The sequence below is a fragment of the Microcoleus sp. B13-B6 genome, assembly GCF_036705405.1.
Classification (GTDB): domain Bacteria; phylum Cyanobacteriota; class Cyanobacteriia; order Cyanobacteriales; family Microcoleaceae; genus Microcoleus.
The window spans coordinates 143,510-162,733 of the sequence record NZ_JAUBUJ010000004.1; the positions used below are offsets into that span (position 1 = coordinate 143,510).

17 protein-coding genes are annotated in these 19,224 nt (G+C 45.8%); 10 read left to right on the top strand and 7 right to left on the bottom strand.

Going from position 1 to position 19,224, the window contains the following annotated elements; genetic code table 11:
- The first annotated feature begins 26 nt into the window (after positions 1-26).
- Positions 27-422, top strand: a complete 396-nt coding sequence (locus tag QUB35_RS03290; protein ID WP_333139350.1) for a VOC family protein — start codon at positions 27-29, stop codon at positions 420-422.
- 168 nt (positions 423-590) lie between these two features.
- Positions 591-1,133 carry an REP-associated tyrosine transposase gene (locus QUB35_RS03295; protein WP_333139352.1) on the top strand — a complete coding sequence of 181 codons (543 nt, stop codon included), beginning with the start codon at positions 591-593 and terminating at the stop codon, positions 1,131-1,133.
- Between the two features lie 130 nt (positions 1,134-1,263).
- Here QUB35_RS03295 and QUB35_RS03300 read toward each other — a convergent pair whose 3' ends face one another.
- Positions 1,264-1,836 carry a hypothetical protein gene (locus QUB35_RS03300; protein WP_333139354.1) on the bottom strand — a complete coding sequence of 191 codons (573 nt, stop codon included), beginning with the start codon at positions 1,834-1,836 and terminating at the stop codon, positions 1,264-1,266.
- Between the two features lie 58 nt (positions 1,837-1,894).
- Between QUB35_RS03300 and QUB35_RS03305 the strand changes: the two genes are divergently transcribed.
- The 3 genes from QUB35_RS03305 (at position 1,895) to QUB35_RS03315 (ending at position 4,502) form a co-directional block, all read left to right on the top strand.
- Positions 1,895-2,320 (top strand): DUF2358 domain-containing protein, encoded by a 426-nt coding sequence (locus QUB35_RS03305; protein ID WP_333139382.1) that lies wholly within the window; start codon positions 1,895-1,897, stop codon positions 2,318-2,320.
- A 295-nt stretch (positions 2,321-2,615) separates the two neighbouring features.
- Positions 2,616-3,887 carry an RNA-guided endonuclease IscB gene (gene iscB / locus QUB35_RS03310; RefSeq protein ID WP_333139356.1) on the top strand — a complete coding sequence of 424 codons (1,272 nt, stop codon included), beginning with the start codon at positions 2,616-2,618 and terminating at the stop codon, positions 3,885-3,887.
- Between the two features lie 198 nt (positions 3,888-4,085).
- Positions 4,086-4,502, top strand: a complete 417-nt coding sequence (locus tag QUB35_RS03315; RefSeq protein WP_333139357.1) for a fasciclin domain-containing protein — start codon at positions 4,086-4,088, stop codon at positions 4,500-4,502.
- 341 nt (positions 4,503-4,843) lie between these two features.
- Here the strand turns inward: QUB35_RS03315 and QUB35_RS03320 are convergent, their stop codons facing one another.
- A complete protein-coding gene (locus QUB35_RS03320; RefSeq protein WP_333139359.1) occupies positions 4,844-6,310 on the bottom strand; it encodes a glycoside hydrolase family 13 protein in 1,467 nt (488 codons plus the stop codon).
- Positions 6,311-6,651: 341 nt separating this feature from the next.
- Between QUB35_RS03320 and QUB35_RS03325 the strand changes: the two genes are divergently transcribed.
- The 3 genes from QUB35_RS03325 to QUB35_RS03335 all read left to right on the top strand — a co-directional run bounded on the left by QUB35_RS03325 (position 6,652) and on the right by QUB35_RS03335 (position 10,847).
- Positions 6,652-7,041 carry a hypothetical protein gene (locus tag QUB35_RS03325; RefSeq protein ID WP_333139361.1) on the top strand — a complete coding sequence of 130 codons (390 nt, stop codon included), beginning with the start codon at positions 6,652-6,654 and terminating at the stop codon, positions 7,039-7,041.
- Positions 7,042-7,225: 184 nt separating this feature from the next.
- Complete coding sequence (locus QUB35_RS03330) at positions 7,226-8,515, top strand: glucose-1-phosphate adenylyltransferase (protein ID WP_333139363.1); 1,290 nt, start codon at positions 7,226-7,228, stop codon at positions 8,513-8,515.
- A gap of 1,321 nt (positions 8,516-9,836) precedes the next feature.
- The gene (locus QUB35_RS03335) at positions 9,837-10,847 is read left to right on the top strand and encodes a J domain-containing protein (RefSeq protein WP_333139364.1); all 1,011 of its coding nucleotides are present in this window, start codon (positions 9,837-9,839) and stop codon (positions 10,845-10,847) included.
- A 162-nt stretch (positions 10,848-11,009) separates the two neighbouring features.
- Here QUB35_RS03335 and QUB35_RS03340 read toward each other — a convergent pair whose 3' ends face one another.
- The 5 genes from QUB35_RS03340 to QUB35_RS03360 form a co-directional block, all read right to left on the bottom strand.
- Positions 11,010-11,285, bottom strand: coding sequence for a DUF1816 domain-containing protein (locus QUB35_RS03340; protein WP_333139367.1), 276 nt, complete (start codon positions 11,283-11,285; stop codon positions 11,010-11,012).
- 369 nt (positions 11,286-11,654) lie between these two features.
- Complete coding sequence (locus tag QUB35_RS03345) at positions 11,655-11,945, bottom strand: DUF1816 domain-containing protein (RefSeq protein ID WP_333109629.1); 291 nt, start codon at positions 11,943-11,945, stop codon at positions 11,655-11,657.
- A gap of 1,081 nt (positions 11,946-13,026) precedes the next feature.
- Positions 13,027-13,782, bottom strand: a complete 756-nt coding sequence (locus QUB35_RS03350; protein WP_333035730.1) for a DUF2993 domain-containing protein — start codon at positions 13,780-13,782, stop codon at positions 13,027-13,029.
- A 127-nt stretch (positions 13,783-13,909) separates the two neighbouring features.
- Positions 13,910-14,503, bottom strand: a complete 594-nt coding sequence (locus QUB35_RS03355) for a pentapeptide repeat-containing protein (RefSeq protein ID WP_333139369.1) — start codon at positions 14,501-14,503, stop codon at positions 13,910-13,912.
- A 101-nt stretch (positions 14,504-14,604) separates the two neighbouring features.
- Complete coding sequence (locus QUB35_RS03360) at positions 14,605-16,014, bottom strand: HD domain-containing phosphohydrolase (RefSeq protein ID WP_333139371.1); 1,410 nt, start codon at positions 16,012-16,014, stop codon at positions 14,605-14,607.
- A 760-nt stretch (positions 16,015-16,774) separates the two neighbouring features.
- Here QUB35_RS03360 and QUB35_RS03365 point away from each other — a divergent pair.
- Positions 16,775-17,512 (top strand): DUF2993 domain-containing protein, encoded by a 738-nt coding sequence (locus QUB35_RS03365; protein WP_333139373.1) that lies wholly within the window; start codon positions 16,775-16,777, stop codon positions 17,510-17,512.
- A 498-nt stretch (positions 17,513-18,010) separates the two neighbouring features.
- Complete coding sequence (locus tag QUB35_RS03370) at positions 18,011-18,583, top strand: DUF6658 family protein (protein ID WP_333139375.1); 573 nt, start codon at positions 18,011-18,013, stop codon at positions 18,581-18,583.
- Positions 18,584-19,224: the final 641 nt, after the last annotated feature.

Consider the following 19,224-nt stretch of genomic DNA (forward strand, 5'->3'; position numbering starts at 1 on the left):
CAAAAATAACTTTGGAGAAGATATATATGCTTCAAGGAAAGGTTTTACGGGTTGCTCGTCCAACGGATTGCCTCGATCGAGTTGTTCATTTCTACACAGAGGGTTTAGGGCTGCAAATCCTCGATCGTTTTGAAAACCATGAAGGTTTTGACGGAGTAATGGTTGGGATGCCAGGAGAAAGCCACCACTTTGAATTCATCCATCAACGGGGACATATTGTAGGTGGCGCTCCAACTCAAGACAATCTTATCGTCTTTTACCTTCCTAACCAACAAGAATGGCAGCAGGCTGTTGAGCGAATGAAAGCAATGGGATTTGAGCCTGTAAACTCCTACAATCCCTACTGGGACAAAGATGGAGTGACCTTTGAAGACCCAGATGGCTATCGAGTCGTTTTGCAGAATGCCGAGTGGATCTTGTAGCTGGTATTCTGTAGGTTGGGTTAAGCGATAGCGAACCCTACGCTTCGCTCTGCCAAACACCCAATTGATTAATAATGTTGGGTTTCGTTTCTCAACTCCACGGCTTATACAGAATGTTGGGTTTCGTGCCTCAACCCAACCTACACTATAAAAATCAGTGCTTAGCACATGCAGTATCGTCGTCTAAAAACTCCCGGAGCTACCTATTTTTTTACTATTGTTACGTATCAGCGCCAACGCTTATTTTCTGACCCCGAAATGGTAGAGCTGCTTCGCGCTGCATTCCGCAATGTTATAGGTGGATTTCCCTTTACAATTGATGCTATTGTTGTTTTACCAGATCATCTCCATTGTATTTGGACGCTGCCAGATCAAGATGCTAATTTTTCAACTCGCTGGCGATTGATCAAGAATTATTTCAGTCGTAATTGTCCTGAGCAATATAAACAAACTCGTTCAGTATCTCGTTTGAAAAAAGGTGAGCAAGCTATCTGGCAGAGGCGGTTTTGGGAGCATCAAATTAGAGATGAAGTGGATTTTGCAAATCATGTGGATTACATTCCTTATAATCCGGTCAAGCATGGATTAGTTGCCGCACCACGGGATTGGGAATATTCCAGTTTTCATCGCTATGTGCAGGATGGTTCTTATTCAAGGGATTGGGGCGCGAATGTTCTGATTGAATGGGACAATGAAGTTGGTCAGGAATGATGAATATTAATTTTGCAACAAATCTTGCGTAGGTTGGGTTGGAACGATAGTGGAAACCCAACATCAACATCGGTTGCGTTGGGTTTCGTTCCTCAACCCAACCTACGGCTAAAATGATGCAATAACATTTTTAATTATCAATCTGCCGTGCCGCCCGAATGGTTTGAGGAAATACGCCTACTAAAAGTGCCAAAGCTTCATCGGGAATTTGTGCCACCGTTTCCCAATCCAAATATTGTTCAAACTGAGTTAAAACCATTTGTGCGCGTTCCAAAGCTGCTGGCTTTGCCGTTAACTGTTCCATTAACCGCACCCACTGCCGCCGAATTCCAAAAGCTTTCTGTATTTCTTCGGGAGATTGAGGGCAAACCAAACAAAAATCGCCCACGGGAATCGCCTGCTGAGAGTCAACATCAAAAGCGCCCCCAACGGCAGCCCCAGGCCCGGCAAACTCCGCGTGGAAACGTTTAATCAAAATTAGGCCGTTCCGGCGACGGCTATCTACCATCAACAGCTTGCCGCTGTTGATTTCTGCGAGAATGTCAGAGGAGTGGGGGTGTTCTGTCAAATCTGTGCCAAGGTTTCGAGTTCGCAAGTCCGGGTCAGCAGAAAGGCCGAGGGGGACAATATAATTAGAGGTAAGATTAGAGCTGGTTGAAGTATCAATTTTTTTCTCCTCCCGCTGCCGATCGAGATTATTCATTTAAAGTCATAAATTAATACTGTCACAAGGTGGTAGTTTGAGCGCGATCGAATATCAAATGCAGGTAGAACAAGCAGTAGACACCCTGAAAGCGGATCTCCCGACGCTTTTTGAAAAAGACATCTCCTACGACATCTACACAAAAGATGTTTATTTTCAAGACCCTGTTAACAAATTTAAAGGAAAAATCAACTATCGCATTATCTTTTGGACTCTGCGATTTCACGGGCAGCTATTCTTTAACGAGATTTACTTCGACCTCCACGACGTAGGTCAGACAGCCCCTGATACTATTGTGGCAAATTGGACTGTTCGCGGGACACTGCGGGTTCCCTGGAAAGCTCGGATTTTTTTTAACGGCTACTCTACTTATAAACTGGATAAAGACGGCTTAATTTACGAACATATCGACACCTGGGACAGAGAACCCGGAGAGATTTTAAAGCAGTTTTTCCGCAAGGGGGAGGAGGCGAGCCAAGTATAAGCCAAAAAGGTCGATCGGGCCGAGCCATCAGGGTCGGCAACCGAATTAACTTATAGTCAGTAACTCAGCTCTAAAGAGACTGAGCTTGTAAGAAATTGCAAGCTATGCTGACCAGCCTAAGATTCTTGAAATCTACGTTATTTTAGTCACGACACCAGGCGAATGCGAAGCTAGTTCCCTGCTCTGTCATCTGCAACTAAACAGTCTTAAAGTCACGCTCGGCAGTGTTGCAGGTTTAAAAAGCTCTTATAACCTTGGCGAAGCTAACATTACACGCAAGTGGAGGGACGAAACAATGTCCAATTTTATTTTCGTACTTGATACAAACAAAAGACCGCTAACACCTTGCAAGCCTTCAATGGCTCATAAGTTGTTAACTGCCGGCAAAGCGGCTGTTTTTAGACGGTTCCCATTCACAATTATTCTCAAAAAGGTGATAACAGCAACTATTGAATCAATTAGTCTCAAGTTAGATCCAGGTTCTAAAACTACTGGCATCGCTTTACTAGAAGGTGAGAAAGTAATTTTTGGCGCTGAACTAACTCATCGAGGTCAAGCCATCAAAGCAAGTCTTGATTCCCGTCGCGCACTGCGTCGAGGAAGACGAAACCGTCATACTCGCTACCGCCAAGCAAGGTTTTTAAACCGTACCCGCCAAAAAGGTTGGTTAGCACCATCTTTGCAGCACCGGGTAGAAACCACCCTAACTTGGGTCAACAAATTACGCAGACTTGCACCAATCAGTCTAATCGTTCAAGAGCTTGTCAGATTCGATCTACAACAACTAGAAAACCCAGAAATTAGTGAACTGGAGTACCAGCAAGGCATTTTATGTGGGTACGAAATCCGCGAGTATTTATTGAATAAATGGAACAGGAAATGTGCTTATTGCAACCTTGAAAACGTACCTTTGCAAGTTGAACACGTTCATCCAAAAGCCAAGGGTGGAAGCAATCGAATTTCTAATCTCTGCCTTGCTTGCGAGAAGTGCAACCAGAAGAAAGGTACTCAAGATGTTCAGCAATTCTTAGCCAAAAAACCTGACATTTTGAAGCACATTCTTGCACAAGCAAAACGTCCGCTCAAGGATGCTGCTGCCGTGAATTCGACTCGATGGGCGCTGTTCTCTCGACTGAAAGAAACGGGGTTGCCCGTCTTAACTGGTTCAGGTGGACTGACCAAGTTTAATCGTACTCGACTGCAACTACCTAAAACTCATTGGCTTGATGCTGCTTGTGTCGGTCAACTTGAATCATTGTCTGTAGTAACGAGTAAACCATTGCTAATCAAGGCGACTGGACACGGAACTCGTCAAATGTGCCGCACAGACAAATTTGGCTTTCCATCTCGGTACGTTCCGAGAAACAAGTTTGTCAAAGGTTTTCAAACGGGCGACATTGTAAAAGCAGTCGTTACCAGTGGCAAGAAAATTGGTGAATATGTTGGTCGAGTTGCGGTTAGAACGACGGGTTCGTTTAATATCTCGGCATCAGAATTGATGCAAGGGATTAGCCATAAATACTGCAAAATTGTTCATCACAAAGATGGCTACAATTACTCATTTTGAACTTGAAGATTCACGGCGCTTGAAATCGCCGGGTCGTTTTCCTCTCAGGACTGAAGTCACTGAGTTTCCCACTTGCCGAGTGTTTTTTATGACTAAAATAATCATCATCCCTCCGATTCATTTTCTGCTATTTGTAAATTGCTAAAATGATTGTCGCCTCTGATTCATTTTCTGCTATTTGCACTCCTGAAAAACATCATGGCTGATATTGTCGAGACTGCCACCAATGCCGGCTCTTTCAAAACCCTCGTGACTGTTATTGAAGCGGCTGGTTTGTTAGATTTATTGCAAAGTCCGGGCCCCTACACCGTCTTAGCACCCACTGATGAGGCATTTGCCAAAATTCCTACGAATACTATTACGTCTTGGCTGGAAGACATACCCAAGCTCAAGAAAATTCTGACCTATCACATTCTGTTTGGCGAGGTACTAACTGAGAATTTGCTTGAGTTAAGTTCTGCTGAAACAGTTGAAGGTTCTGTGGTGGGAATTGATACTTCTGACGGCATTAAAGTGAATGATGCTAAAGTTCTCACTTCCAATATTCTTGCTGACAATGGCGTCATCCATATTATTGATGCGGTGCTAATACCCGCATTAGTTTCAGCAGAATAAAACTTGCGGCATCTCTAAATTTAGTAGGGTGCTTATGCAGGGCTGTTTCATTCTCTTGTAGGGGCAATCCCCCCGTGGTTGCCCCGATATCTGAAACCCCTACCCGCTCGTCTATCGGCTGGGCGGGCACGGGGGCACCGCCCCTACAAAACCCTGGTTTTTCTGAGAATGAAACAGCCCTGGGTGCTTATGGGCGCACCTTACATTTTAAACTAGAGAACTTACGCAAGTGTCACAATTAGTAAGGTGCGTCAGAGCCAAAACCCTGGATCATCCGTCCATCAATCGGTCTGACGCACCCTACAAGTCAATTGGATCGTGACACTTGCGTAATTGCTGAACTAATTATCCGAACCTAAAATCAATCCCGATCGCGCCGGCAGCATCAATTCTAAAAGGCGAGTTTCCCCTTCACCTTTCCACACAAACTCACCTTTGCCAAACAGCAATTTATCGTGAGGAGATTTCAGATTAGCTGGCTCAAAGCTAATATTAGCTTCTTCGGTCGCGACATTGACAGCAACAACTATTTCCTCATCCCCCAAAATTCGGGCAAAAACGTAAACCGTTCCCTCAGCAAACAGAACTTGGTACGAACCAGTGCGGAGGGCAGCGTATTTGTGCCGCAAACCTATCAACTGCTTGTGATAATCTAAAACATCAAGTTCCCAGCGAGCTTGTAAGGGAAAACTGCGGCGAGAATCGGGATCGAGAGCACCGGGCAAACCAACTTCATCGCCGTAGTAAATGCTAGGAGCTCCGGGAAAAGTTAACAGCAGCAAAGTTGCAAGTTCAACACTAGCTTTATCGCCTCCTGCAATTGTTAACAACCTCGCAGTATCGTGACTGGCTAACAAATTAAGTTGAGTTAGCTGTATTGGCCACGGGTACAGTTCCAAAACCTGCTGAATTTTGTCGCCGTACTCTTTAGCAAAAAGCGGTGGGTAGGGATGGTAAGCACGGCCTTCAATTTGAGTTAAATCTACCCTGTCCCCCGCTGCAAAAGCAATAGTCGGTGCAGCAAAAAGATAATTCATTACCCCGTCAAATTGAGTGCCGTCGAGCCATTCTCTCGCATCCTCCCAGACTTCGCCGACAATGTAAGCTTCGGGATTAACTGCTTTAACTCGGTCTCGAAATTCCTGCCAAAATCCCGGAGTTTTAATTTCAAAAGGAACGTCCAGCCGCCAGCCATCGACGCCGAATTCAATCCAATATTCGGCGATTTCCATGATGTATTCTCGCACTTCGGGATTGTCGTGATTGAATACAGGAAGGGCTCGATTCCCATCCCAACCGGCATAATTAGCAGGAAAATTGCCGTCGTAGGCAGATAACGGCCAGCCTTCAATTTTAAACCAATCGAGCCAAGGAGAACCGGGGCCGTTTTCGAGGATGTCGTGGAAGAAGAAAAAGCCGCGGCTGGCGTGGTTGAATACGCCGTCGAGGACAACTTTGATATTGCGATCGTGGGCGGCGTCTAGAAGCTCTTTAAAAGCTGGATTGCCACCCAACATCGGATCGACTTGATAGTAGTCGTGGGTGTGGTAGCGGTGATTGCTGGCCGACTGAAATATGGGGGTGAAGTAAATTGCGTTAATGCCTAAGTCTTGCAAGTAGTCTAGCTGTTCCATCACGCCCCACAAGTCGCCACCTTTGTAGCCTTGCAGGGTGGGCATTGCCTGCCATTCTTCCCACATGAAGTTTTGCAGCAGGCGTTTGCGAGGCTGTTTGCTTTTGGCGAAGCGATCGGGGAATATTTGGTAGAATACGGCGTTTTTAACCCAGTCCGGCGTTTGAATTTGCATACACTTTTTCTAGCTTTTAGGGGTTAGGCTACAGTAGCAGATGTTTGTTGCGGATCTAGCTTTTGGTAGAGAATAGACATTTTCTGCAATTTTCTCGATCGACAAATTGTAAAATATTACACAAATTTGCAGTCAATCTAAGACTGAAAAGTGACTCTACCTAGAAATTTATCGTCCCGACGGGCGGCGCTTTCTGACTGGTGTGGAGTCGGACAAACTCAGATAACAGGAACGCCAGCAAAAAGAACCGGATCAAATTCAAGCAGAACCAGAGCGCACTTTGGGCCCATACAGAGCGTCAATCGATTTTAGATTTTAGATTTTAGATTTTAGATTAAAGAATGGAAGCATTGACCCCACGGATAAATTCGGGGGGCAAGTTTCTCGGATACAGGTTTTTTATTTCTGGACGGATGAATCCGGGGGCTTGTATCCTGCATGCTTTCGGTCAGTGGGCGTGGCGGTGCGAGTATCGACCTGCCTTGAAAAAGAACAATAGCGCCATGAGCCTCGATCGAGAAATTGTGAAAACGGGGAATTTACCCAAAAAACTTGTTATTAACAGCCAAAACCCCGAACCTTATTCTTTCCTTAAACTGCCTTTATTTATGGAAGGGTATTTTAACTCACAACTCAAAACTTTTTTAAATATCGATTATGGATTGATGGGTATTTTAACTCACAACTCAAAACTCCTAACTCCTGTCCCGGACGCACTCCAACTCTCATAAACCGGGTTTTATAACTCTTATTGAGGGTTTGAAGAAGTATTTGGATTAAACAACCCGGTTTCTGTGTAAGCGACTCAACTCCTAACTCAAAACTCAAAACTTCCTTGCTCCCCCCCCTTGTCAAGAAGCCCTCACCATCCGACACTGTACTTGGAGAGTTAATCGACCCTAGGGAGAAAGTTCCTTGAAAAAAGTTTTAGCCATCATCCTCGGTGGCGGTGTAGGCACCCGCCTTTACCCCCTAACCAAATTGCGAGCCAAACCCGCAGTTCCCCTCGCAGGCAAATATCGCCTCATCGATATTCCTCTCAGCAACTGCATCAACTCGGAAATAGTCAAAATCTACGTCCTCACCCAATTCAACTCGGCCTCCCTGAACCGTCACATCGCTCGCACCTACCAGTTTTCCGGCTTCACCGAGGGATTTGCCGAGGTGCTCGCCGCCCAGCAAACTCAGGAAAACCCCAACTGGTTTCAAGGGACAGCCGACGCAGTTCGCCAATATCTCTGGCTGCTAGAAGAGTGGGACGTTGACGAATACTTAATTCTTTCGGGCGATCACCTCTATCGCATGGACTACCAGAAGTTTGTGCAGAGACACCGCGAAACCAACGCCGATATCACCCTCTCGGTGTTGCCTATGGACGAGAAGCGGGCCTCGGATTTTGGTTTGATGAAAATAGACGACAACGGCCGCATTGTTTCTTTCAGCGAAAAGCCAAAAGGCGATGCGCTCAAACAAATGCAGGTGGATACTACTAAACTGGGACTGACAGCGCAGCAGGCTCAGGAAAGTCCTTACATTGCTTCGATGGGGATTTACGTCTTCAAAAAAGAAGTTCTGATTAAACTTCTGAAAGAATCTCCCAACCAAACTGATTTTGGTAAAGAGATTATTCCGAATAATGCAAAAGACCACAACGTTCAAGCTTATTTGTTTGACGATTACTGGGAAGATATCGGAACCATTGAGGCTTTTTACGAGGCTAACTTGGCTCTGACAAAACAGCCTCAGCCGCCTTTCAGTTTCTACGATGAAAATGCGCCGATTTACACTCGCCCGCGTTTCTTGCCGCCGACTAAGCTTTTAGATACTCACGTGACTGAATCGATTATTGCTGAAGGCTGCATTCTCAAACAGTGCCGGATCGACCATTCTGTGTTGGGAGTTCGATCGCGCATTGAAGCTGGATGTACGATTCAAGACACCCTGGTGATGGGTGCTGACTTCTACGAACCCGACGCCGAACGGCATTCGAGTTTGGACAGCGGCGGCGTCGCCCTCGGTATCGGTGCAGATACTACAATTCGCCGCGCGATTGTGGATAAAAATGCCCGCATCGGCCGCAATGTTCAAATAATTAATAAAGACCGAGTGGAAGAAGCCAACCGCGAAAACCAAGGTTTTTACATCCGCAGCGGCATTATCGTAGTTCTGAAAAATGCCACGATTCCTGATGGAACTATCATTTAGTTATTAGTCATTAGTCATTAGTCGTCAGTCATTAGTTTTTTAAGTTAAAATCTGTTACCTGCTTTTCAAGTGACTGATGATAAATAATGAAATTAGTGACAGATCACCAATGACCGATGACTGATGACTGATGACGAAATTCATTCTTTTTTTTGTTGATTATTAATTCCCACCGCTGATGCGAGGTTGTCGAAATACTTGGCTTTCTTCCAAGGCTCGCGCATTATTAATAAGCGACAGTCTCTGTTACTGTCTGCCGTGATACAGATATGTCCGCTCGCCTGCGTCTGGCGAATAGCTTCTGATTTTTGTATTTGCGCTGGTAGCACGACTGACAAATACGCTGCCCGTTTCTGAGTACCACAGCACTCTCGGAACTATCTTTCCAATCGTCGCAGCAGCCACAAGGCCAACTTAGCAAATAATTCATAATGTTAGGACCCTGGTACAGTTAAAAGCTTATCGCTCTACTATCCTATCTTAATGTTTTATAAAAGTGTGTGATGTAGCTAACAGACAGGGGAGAAATTATGTTATATTAGTTGGATTAAAATCTATTCAGAGGTTGTAAAAATAAAATTGTCTAGCACGGGTCTGGGGTGAATAAAAAATATCTATAAATTTTGTGTAAAAACGGCGCAATTTAGGGTATTATATAGTCACAATTCAGACACCGGATTTGACAGAACTTGCTGATGAAAACCTGCTAAGATTTGGATTGGGTGATCAAGCTCAGATCGAGAAGTTCGTAGGCGTAAGCCGGGCGTAGCCATCGCACCGCGCCCCGGAAAAAAAGACCAAAAAAGATCGATCGTCCGCGCAAGTCAACCCTCCTGGGCTCGCGCCCGCAACAGCAGCAGCTTTCCCCCCCTCACCTCAATCGGGCTGCCGCCTCCCGAAAGCCCTCAGCCTCATAAACTCCCCAAAAGTTTTCGTCGCAGGAGTTTCACCGTCTCAAAGCTCACAGCTATAGCAACGGCCTATAGGGTAAGGACGTTCCTTAATTGAGGAAAGCATTGTTTTTGCTGTCGAATGCCAAAATCATTTCTAGAGCCCACTGCTCCGGCTGCCTTGTGCACGAGAGAGCCGAATGCTATAAAATCTTAAACAGCAGCGGAGTGCGGAAATTGCGATCGAACGCCCAGCAACAACCGAACTCGATCGAGTCCAAACCTTTGATAACCTATAATTTGAATGAGATGTCGCAGGCACTTCGGCTCCTGGCATTATACTAATGCGCCATCCTGCGGCTAATTTGGGATTTATTCTTTCTAACAACTAACAACTAACAAATAACAACTAATAAAGAGGGGATTGCTTAATGGCTGCAACAGATTTTAAAGACTATTACGCTATTTTGGGACTCAACAAAACTGCCACTTCTGACGAATTAAAAAAAACTTTCCGCAAACTAGCCCGCAAATATCACCCGGACATGAACCCCGGCAACAAAGAAGCCGAAGCTCGTTTTAAAGAAGTAAACGAAGCTTACGAAGTGCTCTCAGACCCTGAAAAACGCAAAAAATACGACCAATACGGTCAATACTGGAAGCAAGCTGCCACAACTCCAGGTGGATGGCCGGGCGGGGGCAGTACGAATGTAGACTTTGGCGGGGTTGACTTCAGCGAGTACGGCAGTTTTGACGAATTTATCAATGCCTTGTTAGGTCGCGCAGGTAGTAGTCCGGGTAGTGCCCGCAACCCCAAGTGGAATTACAGCAACTACCGCAACACCAGCGGCGGGCCCACCGGGTTTGGCGGATTTGAAGATTTCGCGGGGTACGAAAACCGCACCGCAGGAAGCTCTCTCGACACCGAGGTCGCCATTTCCCTGACTCTGGGGGAAGCATTTCGGGGAACTTCCAAGCGAGTCGCCACGGGCGAAGTTTCGATTCCAGCAGGAGTGAAAACTGGCAGTAAAATTCGGATAAAAGGCAAAGGTCAAGTTGACCCGTACACGAAGCAGCAGGGAGATTTGTACCTAAAATTAGAAGTTTTGCCTCACGCTTTCTTCCAGTTTGAGGGAGAAAATTTGGTCTGCGAAGTCCCGATAACTCCCGACGAAGCGGTGTTGGGATCTTCAATTGAAGTGCCGGCGCCTGAAGGTATGATCACTGTGAAATTTCCAGCCGGGATTCGTTCGGGTCAGTCTTTGCGGTTGCGGGGCAAAGGATGGCCGAAACCCAAGAAAGACGAGCGGACTGATTTGTTAGTAAAAATTGCGATCGTGCCGCCGAAAGAACTCACCACTCTCGAACGCGAGGCCTACGAGAAAATTCAAGCCAATCGTACTTTTAATCCTCGCAGTAATCTCAATCAGATGGTGATTTGAAAAAACCTGCATTTCTCGGACGCAAATAATACCATTTCTTCAAGATTCGCCAGGGACACAGCATTGTTGTGTCCCTACAGTATGCAAGCGCGATCTCATTTTAAAAAAACCCTGTTAACAACTCAAATTTTATTCGCCCGTAATTTGCACTTTCCCACTTTCTCAAGACTCTTCACTAGCTCTTAGCTGAGTAGGTTGACTACCTTGTTTGATGTTGATGCTAATTTTTTTAGATCCTTTGTTCTCCAAGTCTCGGATGTAGTAGTTCGAGTTGTCGGAAGCTTCCTGTCTGCTGTCATAGGGCCCAAAGTAATAGGTACTCTTTGGCGAATCTGTATCCACTTCTACCCACCATTCGTCGCGTCGAGTGCTGCTAGCAGGTTGAGCTAGCACCCAAAAAGCCGTGAAAAACATACCCAACATAGAGATTTCAAACATATTTACCTCTGAGAAGACTTAAGTAGTTTTTACTGTTCTCAATTTATCAACGCAACGAGAGCGATCGGCTCATCCTCAGTGCTGATTTGATCCCGATAAATTTGGGCAGTTAATGGTGGATAAAATCTGCACTTTGATGGAGATGATTCCGACTTTTCAGCCACCACTACAAATACCAAGTCCGCAAGGTAAGGACTAGGACAAGATGAGGCTTAATATTATTGTTGAGGCTTGAGGTAATTGAAAACTCAAACCAAACTTAGGCACTCTTGACGCTCAGAAACCGGGTTATTTAACCGATACCCCTCGCGATAGATGGAGTATTTTCGTCAAAAAACCCGGTTTCTGGAGTCTGGACTATCAAAATTCTTAAGCCGCGATACTCTCTGAGAATTCACTGTCGCAAATCGTGAGTTCCGAAGGCTGACACCGTTTGATGCGGATGCTAACTCTTTTGGCTTTCTCGCTTTCCAGGTCTTCGATGTAGCCCGGAATATTGCTGGAGGCTTCTTTGTCGGTGTCGAAGGGGCCAAAATAGTAGGTACAGCGGGGCAAATCTGTGACGATTTCTACCCACCATTTCTCAGGGCTGCGGGGGCTGGAGCCAGCAAACACGGACAATACTGCGACGTAGATACAAAATAAATAAATTCCGAGCATTTTTCCTCTTTTGGGGTTATTTATTTTCTCACAGGACTTACGCCCTCGCGACTCTCATCAACCGGGTTGTTCAACTCCTGGCGATCGCCCTTTACCAGAGAATTTAGTCCTTCAAACCCGGTTTCTGCGTTTAGAATTGTCTAACTTTATCAAAGTAATTTGTGCGATCGCATCAACCTGAGTGCTGATTTTGAGGCGAGAATAGAATCCCAGTGAATCAACTATTTTGCATTTAAATTTAAGCTTGATGGTGGGCTAGGAGTGGCGACCCCACAAGAGTTTAAGTACGCAGTAGTCGATCGATTAAATGCGCGACAGCTTACTTCGCGAAATACGCCGGAATATATAGAATTTCTTGGGCAGATGAGGTATGAAATCAAACTTAATAACCTTGGCAACACAGGTTTCGGTGTATCCAATTTTTGTGAGAAAGGCTATATAGTCTAGGCGATTGCTTCGCGTATAGCTGACAGTGACATATAGCTTGGCCACACAGGTTTGGGTGTACCTGATATCTTGCACCATTGTCAAGAACGGGCTCTCCGGCCCGTTCCACAAAGAATGAGTCTTCTTGTGGAACAGGCCGAAAAGCCTGTTCCTAAACAAGTAATTGAGAATGGTGCAAGATGTGAGGTGTACCCAATTTTTGCGATCGAGACTATAGCGCGACCTTACGCTAGCAGGGCCACAGCTTAAAAACTGTCGCTAAAATAGCAAAACCCGCCTACGCGGGTTGTGCTGTTAAGCTTTGACACTCCTGGCCCTGAAGGCACGAGGATTCTTAAGACATTTCGATCTTAATATCCCTAGTAATAGGGTTCCCAGGCTGACCACGAAAAGCACATAGGTGTGTAGTCATATCTCCTCTGTGAATGTTTTGGGCGTAGACTTTCCCCCAGTCCGGGGGTAGGTTTTTAAATCTTGTCTGATCTGCTTACTGTACCATATTCATTTGTTGAGATGGATGTGTTATTTTACTTGAAAATGGAAAAAGCCGTCCTAAAAGGACGGGGTTTTAAACCCAATCTTCTGATAAAATTCCTCAAACAAATCGGATTTGGCCAGCTCAGCAGGCTGAGGCTTAGCGCTTACCTTTGGGGAATTGCTCGATACCAGCCCAACCGTAGAAAACCAGCTCGTCGTTCTGAACTCGGCAGCGGTCTACTCGCAGTTGAGTGCCTTCTAAGGCAAATTTGTCTAAGTCTAGCAAGTTATTTACGTGGGCAATTATAGCTTGACCCAAGTCTACTGCTTGCTCGTCACCGCCGTAAGTAACGCTGACAAATTGGATTTTGCGTCTGTCTTCTACTTGCAATTGAGCAGTAATATCTATTTTGACCGGTTCGCTGGCATCGCCTACGGTAATTTCGGACTGAAGCCGAATTGATTTGTCGGTTCCGAAGCTGACTTCAGTGTTTTGAAAGTGCAGAGATTGCTCTTGGTACTTCAGCTTCTGGAGTTTTTCAACTACAAAAGGTGTATTGAATGAGGTGGTTAAATCCGATCGACTTAAGACTACTCGCATATTTGCCTGGGTAGGCTGCCGTAATTTCACTTGACCTGCAAAAATCGCTCCAAAATCAATGGAGAGTGCTTGCAGGTAGAGTTCCATCACTTCTATGCGAAGGCCGTTGTACATCAACATACCTTTGCCAACGAAGTCGAAACCGTCGATGCTTCCCTGCAAGAGTTTGGCTACTGGTTCGACTCGGATGTTGGCCTCGGCCTTTTCAGAACGCTTGAATAAGGCTGCGATCGCAGCTCCTGCTACTTTACTAACAAGGCGATCGCCACTTTGACCTTGAAAGGATGTACCGCTAAACAAAGCTGCTACCATTTATTCGTTTGCTCATCTACAGTCGCCATTATAACCCTATATTAAGAAATGTAAAAATCGCTTGTGCTTATTCACCTCATAAGCAGATCTTGTTTTTTGTCTGTCTTCTAAACAACATTCTTGAAATTTAAAGGCTCAGGGGGGTGCCCTGGAGACAAGCGCGATCGAGCAAAGCTCCATCCCAAAGGGTTTTTTCCATCATGGCGCAAAGCAAATTAGCCCCCGTCAGGTTAGCGCCCCGCAGTACGGCTCCATTCAGGATCGCTTCTTCCAAGTCAGCTCCTGACAAATCAGCGCCGGACAAATTGGCATGGCTCAAATCGGCACCAAGCAAAATTGCCCTAGCCAAAGCAGCGCCCCGCAAATCGGCACCGCGCAAATCGACACCGCTCAAATCCAAATTGCCGATGGATGCCGCCGTCAAAAAAGCACCCCCAAAACTTGCGTCGCGGACTAAAGCGTTAGCGAAGGAAGCGCCCCGCAAATCGGCATTGCGAAAATCTGCGCCTCGCAAGTCAGCGCCGCTCAAGTCAGCGCCGCGGAGGTTGGCTCGCAATACTGCCCGCTGCAAGTTAGCGCCGGCGAGATTAGCTCCACTCAAGTTGGCTTGAGACAAGTTAGCACCGGCGAGATCGGCTCCGGCTAAGTCTTTGCCGGCTAAATCAGTGCCGACCAACATCAAAATTTTGCCTTTGCGTATGGCTTCGAGGTCATTAGTCATTAGTCAGTTGTCAGTTGTTGGTTGTCAGTTGTTGGTTAACAGTCAACAGTCAACAGTCAACAGTCAACAGTCAACAGTCAACAGTCAACAGTCGAGTTATTTTATAATGCCGGAGCGGCCGAGGTCGTTCGATCGCCCTCCTCCAACCACACGTTAGGCAGTTGGCTCGGACGAGTTGGTAACTCCATCAAACCAATTTCTGTCATTCTGACGACGCTGCTGAGAGTTTCCAGCAAAGCCGGATCGAAGCGAGTGCCCGACAGTTCGCGGCACTGTTCCAAAGCTTCGCTCAAACTCAAAGCCGGACGATCGCCACGTGGTTGAGTCAGTTCTTGAAAATAAGCGACCAACCCCAAAATCCGCGAAGTCATCGGTATCGCTTCGGCTCGCAAACCCTCTGGCCTGCCGCTGCCGTCCCAATATTCGAGTTTATGCTTGACAATTTCCGCTACAGGTGCTAGTTCCGGCATTGCTTGCAGCAGTTGGGAACCGATGAAACTGCGATCGCGCCAAAACGAGAAAGTTGCTTCGTCAAAAGCATCGGGAGTGCGATCGAACACCTCATTCGGGGCCGAAACTAAGCCGACTCGAAATAGCAATCCAGCCAGCCGCAGCCTCCGCAACTGCAAAGCCGGCAAATCGAGGATTTGACCCAAAGTTTCCGACAAAGCCGCCACCTGCAAAGACGCTGTAGGATTGGAGGTATCGCGTTCGTCTACGCGCTGGGCGATCCGCAGAAAAGCTTGAAGTTTGTTAGCGTTCAAATTGCGGCTGACGCGCAAAGCTTGACCTTCCAATTCCCACAACTCGCGGGTTTGGCGGTTAATTGCCACCATTTGCTGCTGAGAACTTTGCAGGTAAGTGACGATCCGCGATACCACCCCACTAATGTCGGCCAAGGGCGGGCCTTTAGTTGCCAGGATTTCGTGGTGCATTTCCAGCAAACTTTCGGCTAGGGGGGCGTTGTAATGTCGCGTCTGTTCTATAAAAATTTCTGCAGCAGCCGACACCAAAGACTGGTCAAACGACCACAAACCGTAGAACTTTCGTTCTATATCTACTTCCGGCTTGCCATCGGGCAAGTATTCCTGGTCTGAAAGTTCGCGACAAAGCACCATTGCTTTGTATGTCGGGGCGAGGATGATTAAATTCCATTCTTGGATTATGGGGTCGCTCTCATCGAGATTTATTAAAGATACATTTTCTAATTGAGCGGTTTTGTGGGTAGCGAAACCGCTGTCGGCTACTGCACCTATGACAACGCGCCGAGAGGCATTAGCAATATCTAGGTAGCGATCGGCTTCCTGTAAATACCATTTTCCCTGCTGAAACATCACCAAAACTAGGGGTTGGAGTTCGCTCTTGTCCCCGCCACTGGTTTGCAAAATGTGGTCTTCTAGGGCGTGACACAGGGCTACGAGGGTGTTTTTGAAGTATACCCCGTAGCTAGAAGGCAGTTTTCCGCCGGGAAGTGTAGCTTGTAGTCTAGCGAGAGTTGATTCTGAATTCATCAGAAAAATGAGCCTGAAACCCCGTCCTTCTAGGACGGCTTTACATTGGATTGGGGTGGAGGGGTATGGTTGCCCCTCCGTGGAGATGTGGTCTTCTCCAAAACTCCCTTACGGGTAAAGTTAGCACGCGCCTTTGTTTTGAGAGCTTGTTAAACTTGCAGCACTGTAAAGCGTGACCTTAAAACTGTTTAACTGCAAATGACAGAGCAGGGGACTAGCTTCGCATCAAGCGGGTCTCGTGACTCAAAAAACGTAGACCTCGAAAGTATACGGCCCGTCAGGACGGCTCGCAAGAATCTCTTACAAGCCTCATGCCTGATAGCTGAGGTTCCTGACTGCAAAAAGCGGTGCCTGCTCTTACTTATTGTAGCGGGCGATCGAACTTCTCGAAAAGACTTTTGGCAAAAATCCGAGTTTTTGATTTTTCCCCGCTTCGCAACCGAGTCAATCGATTTTAGATTTTAGATTTTAGATTTTAGCATTGAAGCATTGAAGCATTGACCCCACGGATAAATTCGGGGGGCAAGTTTCATCGGATACAGTTTTTTTATTTCGGGACAGATGAATCCGGGGGCTTGTATGCTGGATGCTTTCGGTCAATGTAGAGTGCGCCGAAGAGTACCTGATTAATTTTAGCAATTTTCTGGAAACCCTCTGTCTTTGGCTGAGTTTTTTTCAGACGAGAAACCAGCCGAGAGGAAGACGGTAAATGACTTAGGTATTAACTACTATTTTGAAAACAATATTAGGAATTCTGAGCGTGCTTCAACAAAATAGAAGTTTAGGGGAACAGGCGATCGACAAAGTGGCCGAGATTGCTATTGCGAGCAAATTAGACGAATCCGAAACTTTGTCTGTCACAGTTAACACCGATCCGATCCAGCTAGCCCAGGGTTCAGTAGAGGCCGTTGCGGTTGAGGGCACAGGGTTGGTAATGCAACAAGATTTGCGCGTGGAAGATTTGCAAATTCACATAAAGGATATTGCTGTCAATCCCCTGACCGCTATGTTTGGCAAAATTGAACTGAACGGGCCTGCCTTCGGTGCGGCGCGCGCAGTTTTAACAGAAAGCGATATCAACCGCGCTTTTAATTCCGAATACATCAGCAGGAAACTGAAAAACTTAAAAGTTACTGTTGAGGGACAACAGCAGACAATAGACGTTAAAACTATTGAGTGCCAATTGCTAGCTGGAAAAATCGCTTTAAATGCTGAGGTATTGGTGCAGGAAACTGCCTCTACTGAAAAAATTTATTTTACATCAAAACCTCAGATCGCAGCGGGCGGTTGGGCAATTTCTCTTCAGGATGTCGAGTATCCCGAAAACAAGGAATTTTCGCCGGAGTTAACAGCAGCTTTGGCGGACAAAGCTGGTGAGGTTTTAAACTTGCGAAATTTTGAAATTGAGGGAATGTCCCTGCGAATTCAGCAGCTAAATGTGGAAGCTGGTGTGCTGACTTTGCAAGCTGAAGCGAAAGTCGAAAAATTCCCAGAGTAGCAGTAGGGTTCTGAGGTTAGTAGCTGGTAGGGTGCGTCAGTGGATTGGAGATTTTAGATGTTATGTTTACTCCACAGATGAATCTGGGATGTTGAACAAGAGTCTAAAATTTTTCTAACTCCACGACAGCATTCGTTCGCAAGTATCCGTTTTTGGGCGTGGTCAAAAACAGAAAAGCTTTTGTCATCAAGCAATTCTTGGAACGCACGCACCCGAAGACTACGCTTTGAAACTACCTGGGCCCTTTTCTTGTCGGTCGGGTACGAGTGTCTCAACCAAACTTACTCTAGAAACCCGGTAAAAAAGCTGGGTTTCTAGATACCTGCGCGTAAGTCCTACCAAAAATAATCTCTCGAAGGCGATCGCCATTTTTAAATCCCTCTAAAGTTAGAAAAAAATAGATAGCAATTAGTGGCAAAATATCACCGCCGTTAGAGGCAGGTGTGGGGAGTTTATTTTTACTCTTGATAAGTAGTAGTAAAAAAATGGAAAATTTTTGTGAACACTGTAACTGCTTTTTTTAAAAGACTGCGTATCGGTCAAATTTTGACTGTATTTATGGCAGGTGTGCTGCTGTTTACCAGCACCGCTTGCAATGCCGGCGATACTCGAGGTGCTCGGCCTGAGAATCCTCCCGTCCAAATGGGAGGAATGAATAACCCTCACAAGGCCGGTGGTGATGGATATACGAATTATCAAATGTCTACTGACCCTAAAGTCAATCAATCGCCTGCTAAAGCAGAAAAGAATCGGGCTGATTTGTCGATCTTAGGCGATCGTCTCCTGGCCTCGACTACCGCTGAATCTAATTCCTCAAAGCTGCTTTATCCGGGTTCTGCACCGATGGAAACTGACAAGTTTGACCTCGAACTCGGCGGAGATAAAACTCTGTTAGATACGCCAGACGGACAGCCGGCTAAGGCTCAACCCGTATTCGATCGCAGCGATCCCGATGCCAATATTTTAGAGAGAGTAGGCGCCGCATTTAAGGATGCTTCTGGTTTCCTCAAAGATAGCGCTGAAGATGCCAAGGAAAGTTCCGTTACGAAACTCAATCCGCTGCAAAAATAAGCTAGCCGAACCAAAAATGATGTAGGGGCTGTCTGAAATTAGCCCCTACATAAATAATATAATTTATTGAAACTAGATAAACGCTTGTATATCTGCAATCTGCTCAACAATATTTACGTTTTTTATGCTTTTTTGATATGATGCAGAGCAATATATTTTACATCTTAGGTGATTTATGATGGGAATGCCCGACAGTATTTTTGGTAAATTTCACTCAGGTTGAATAACTCTCAGACATATTAATTAACCTGAACTATTTTACCATAAATTAAACTGACAGGGTTGTTGATTTCGTGAGCGACTCCAGCGACTAACTGTGCTAAACTCGACATTTGTTCGGAGTGAATTAGCTGAAGATGCCCAGGAAAGTTCCGTTACAAAGCTTAAATTTTAAGATTATTTTACTGATCCAGGAAAAACCCTAAACAGTTTTAGGCGTAAAGAAACATTGTAATGATGGATAAAATACCAGATAGCTCTCACATGATTGGAAAGCTTTTTATAAAATGACCGAGTTTTTATTACAATAACGAGATATCCCTGCCATCAGGGTGTTATTGAATCGTAAGGATTCAGGTCTGAAATTCGGGAATGAGGTCAGGCATAGGAAAGTAGTCACAAGAATGGGCAGAAAGAGCCTC

Bases quoted from the DNA above. Each gene is read 5' to 3' on its own strand.
- QUB35_RS03290 (WP_333139350.1), top strand. From the start codon at position 27: ATGCTTCAAGGAAAGGTTTTACGGGTTGCTCGTCCAACGGATTGCCTC.
- QUB35_RS03295 (WP_333139352.1), top strand. From the start codon at position 591: ATGCAGTATCGTCGTCTAAAAACTCCCGGAGCTACCTATTTTTTTACT.
- QUB35_RS03300 (WP_333139354.1), bottom strand. From the start codon at position 1,836: ATGAATAATCTCGATCGGCAGCGGGAGGAGAAAAAAATTGATACTTCA.
- QUB35_RS03305 (WP_333139382.1), top strand. From the start codon at position 1,895: ATGCAGGTAGAACAAGCAGTAGACACCCTGAAAGCGGATCTCCCGACG.
- iscB (WP_333139356.1), top strand. From the start codon at position 2,616: ATGTCCAATTTTATTTTCGTACTTGATACAAACAAAAGACCGCTAACA.
- QUB35_RS03315 (WP_333139357.1), top strand. From the start codon at position 4,086: ATGGCTGATATTGTCGAGACTGCCACCAATGCCGGCTCTTTCAAAACC.
- QUB35_RS03320 (WP_333139359.1), bottom strand. From the start codon at position 6,310: ATGCAAATTCAAACGCCGGACTGGGTTAAAAACGCCGTATTCTACCAA.
- QUB35_RS03325 (WP_333139361.1), top strand. From the start codon at position 6,652: ATGGAAGCATTGACCCCACGGATAAATTCGGGGGGCAAGTTTCTCGGA.
- QUB35_RS03335 (WP_333139364.1), top strand. From the start codon at position 9,837: ATGGCTGCAACAGATTTTAAAGACTATTACGCTATTTTGGGACTCAAC.
- QUB35_RS03340 (WP_333139367.1), bottom strand. From the start codon at position 11,285: ATGTTTGAAATCTCTATGTTGGGTATGTTTTTCACGGCTTTTTGGGTG.
- QUB35_RS03345 (WP_333109629.1), bottom strand. From the start codon at position 11,945: ATGCTCGGAATTTATTTATTTTGTATCTACGTCGCAGTATTGTCCGTG.
- QUB35_RS03350 (WP_333035730.1), bottom strand. From the start codon at position 13,782: ATGGTAGCAGCTTTGTTTAGCGGTACATCCTTTCAAGGTCAAAGTGGC.
- QUB35_RS03355 (WP_333139369.1), bottom strand. From the start codon at position 14,503: ATGACTAATGACCTCGAAGCCATACGCAAAGGCAAAATTTTGATGTTG.
- QUB35_RS03360 (WP_333139371.1), bottom strand. From the start codon at position 16,014: ATGAATTCAGAATCAACTCTCGCTAGACTACAAGCTACACTTCCCGGC.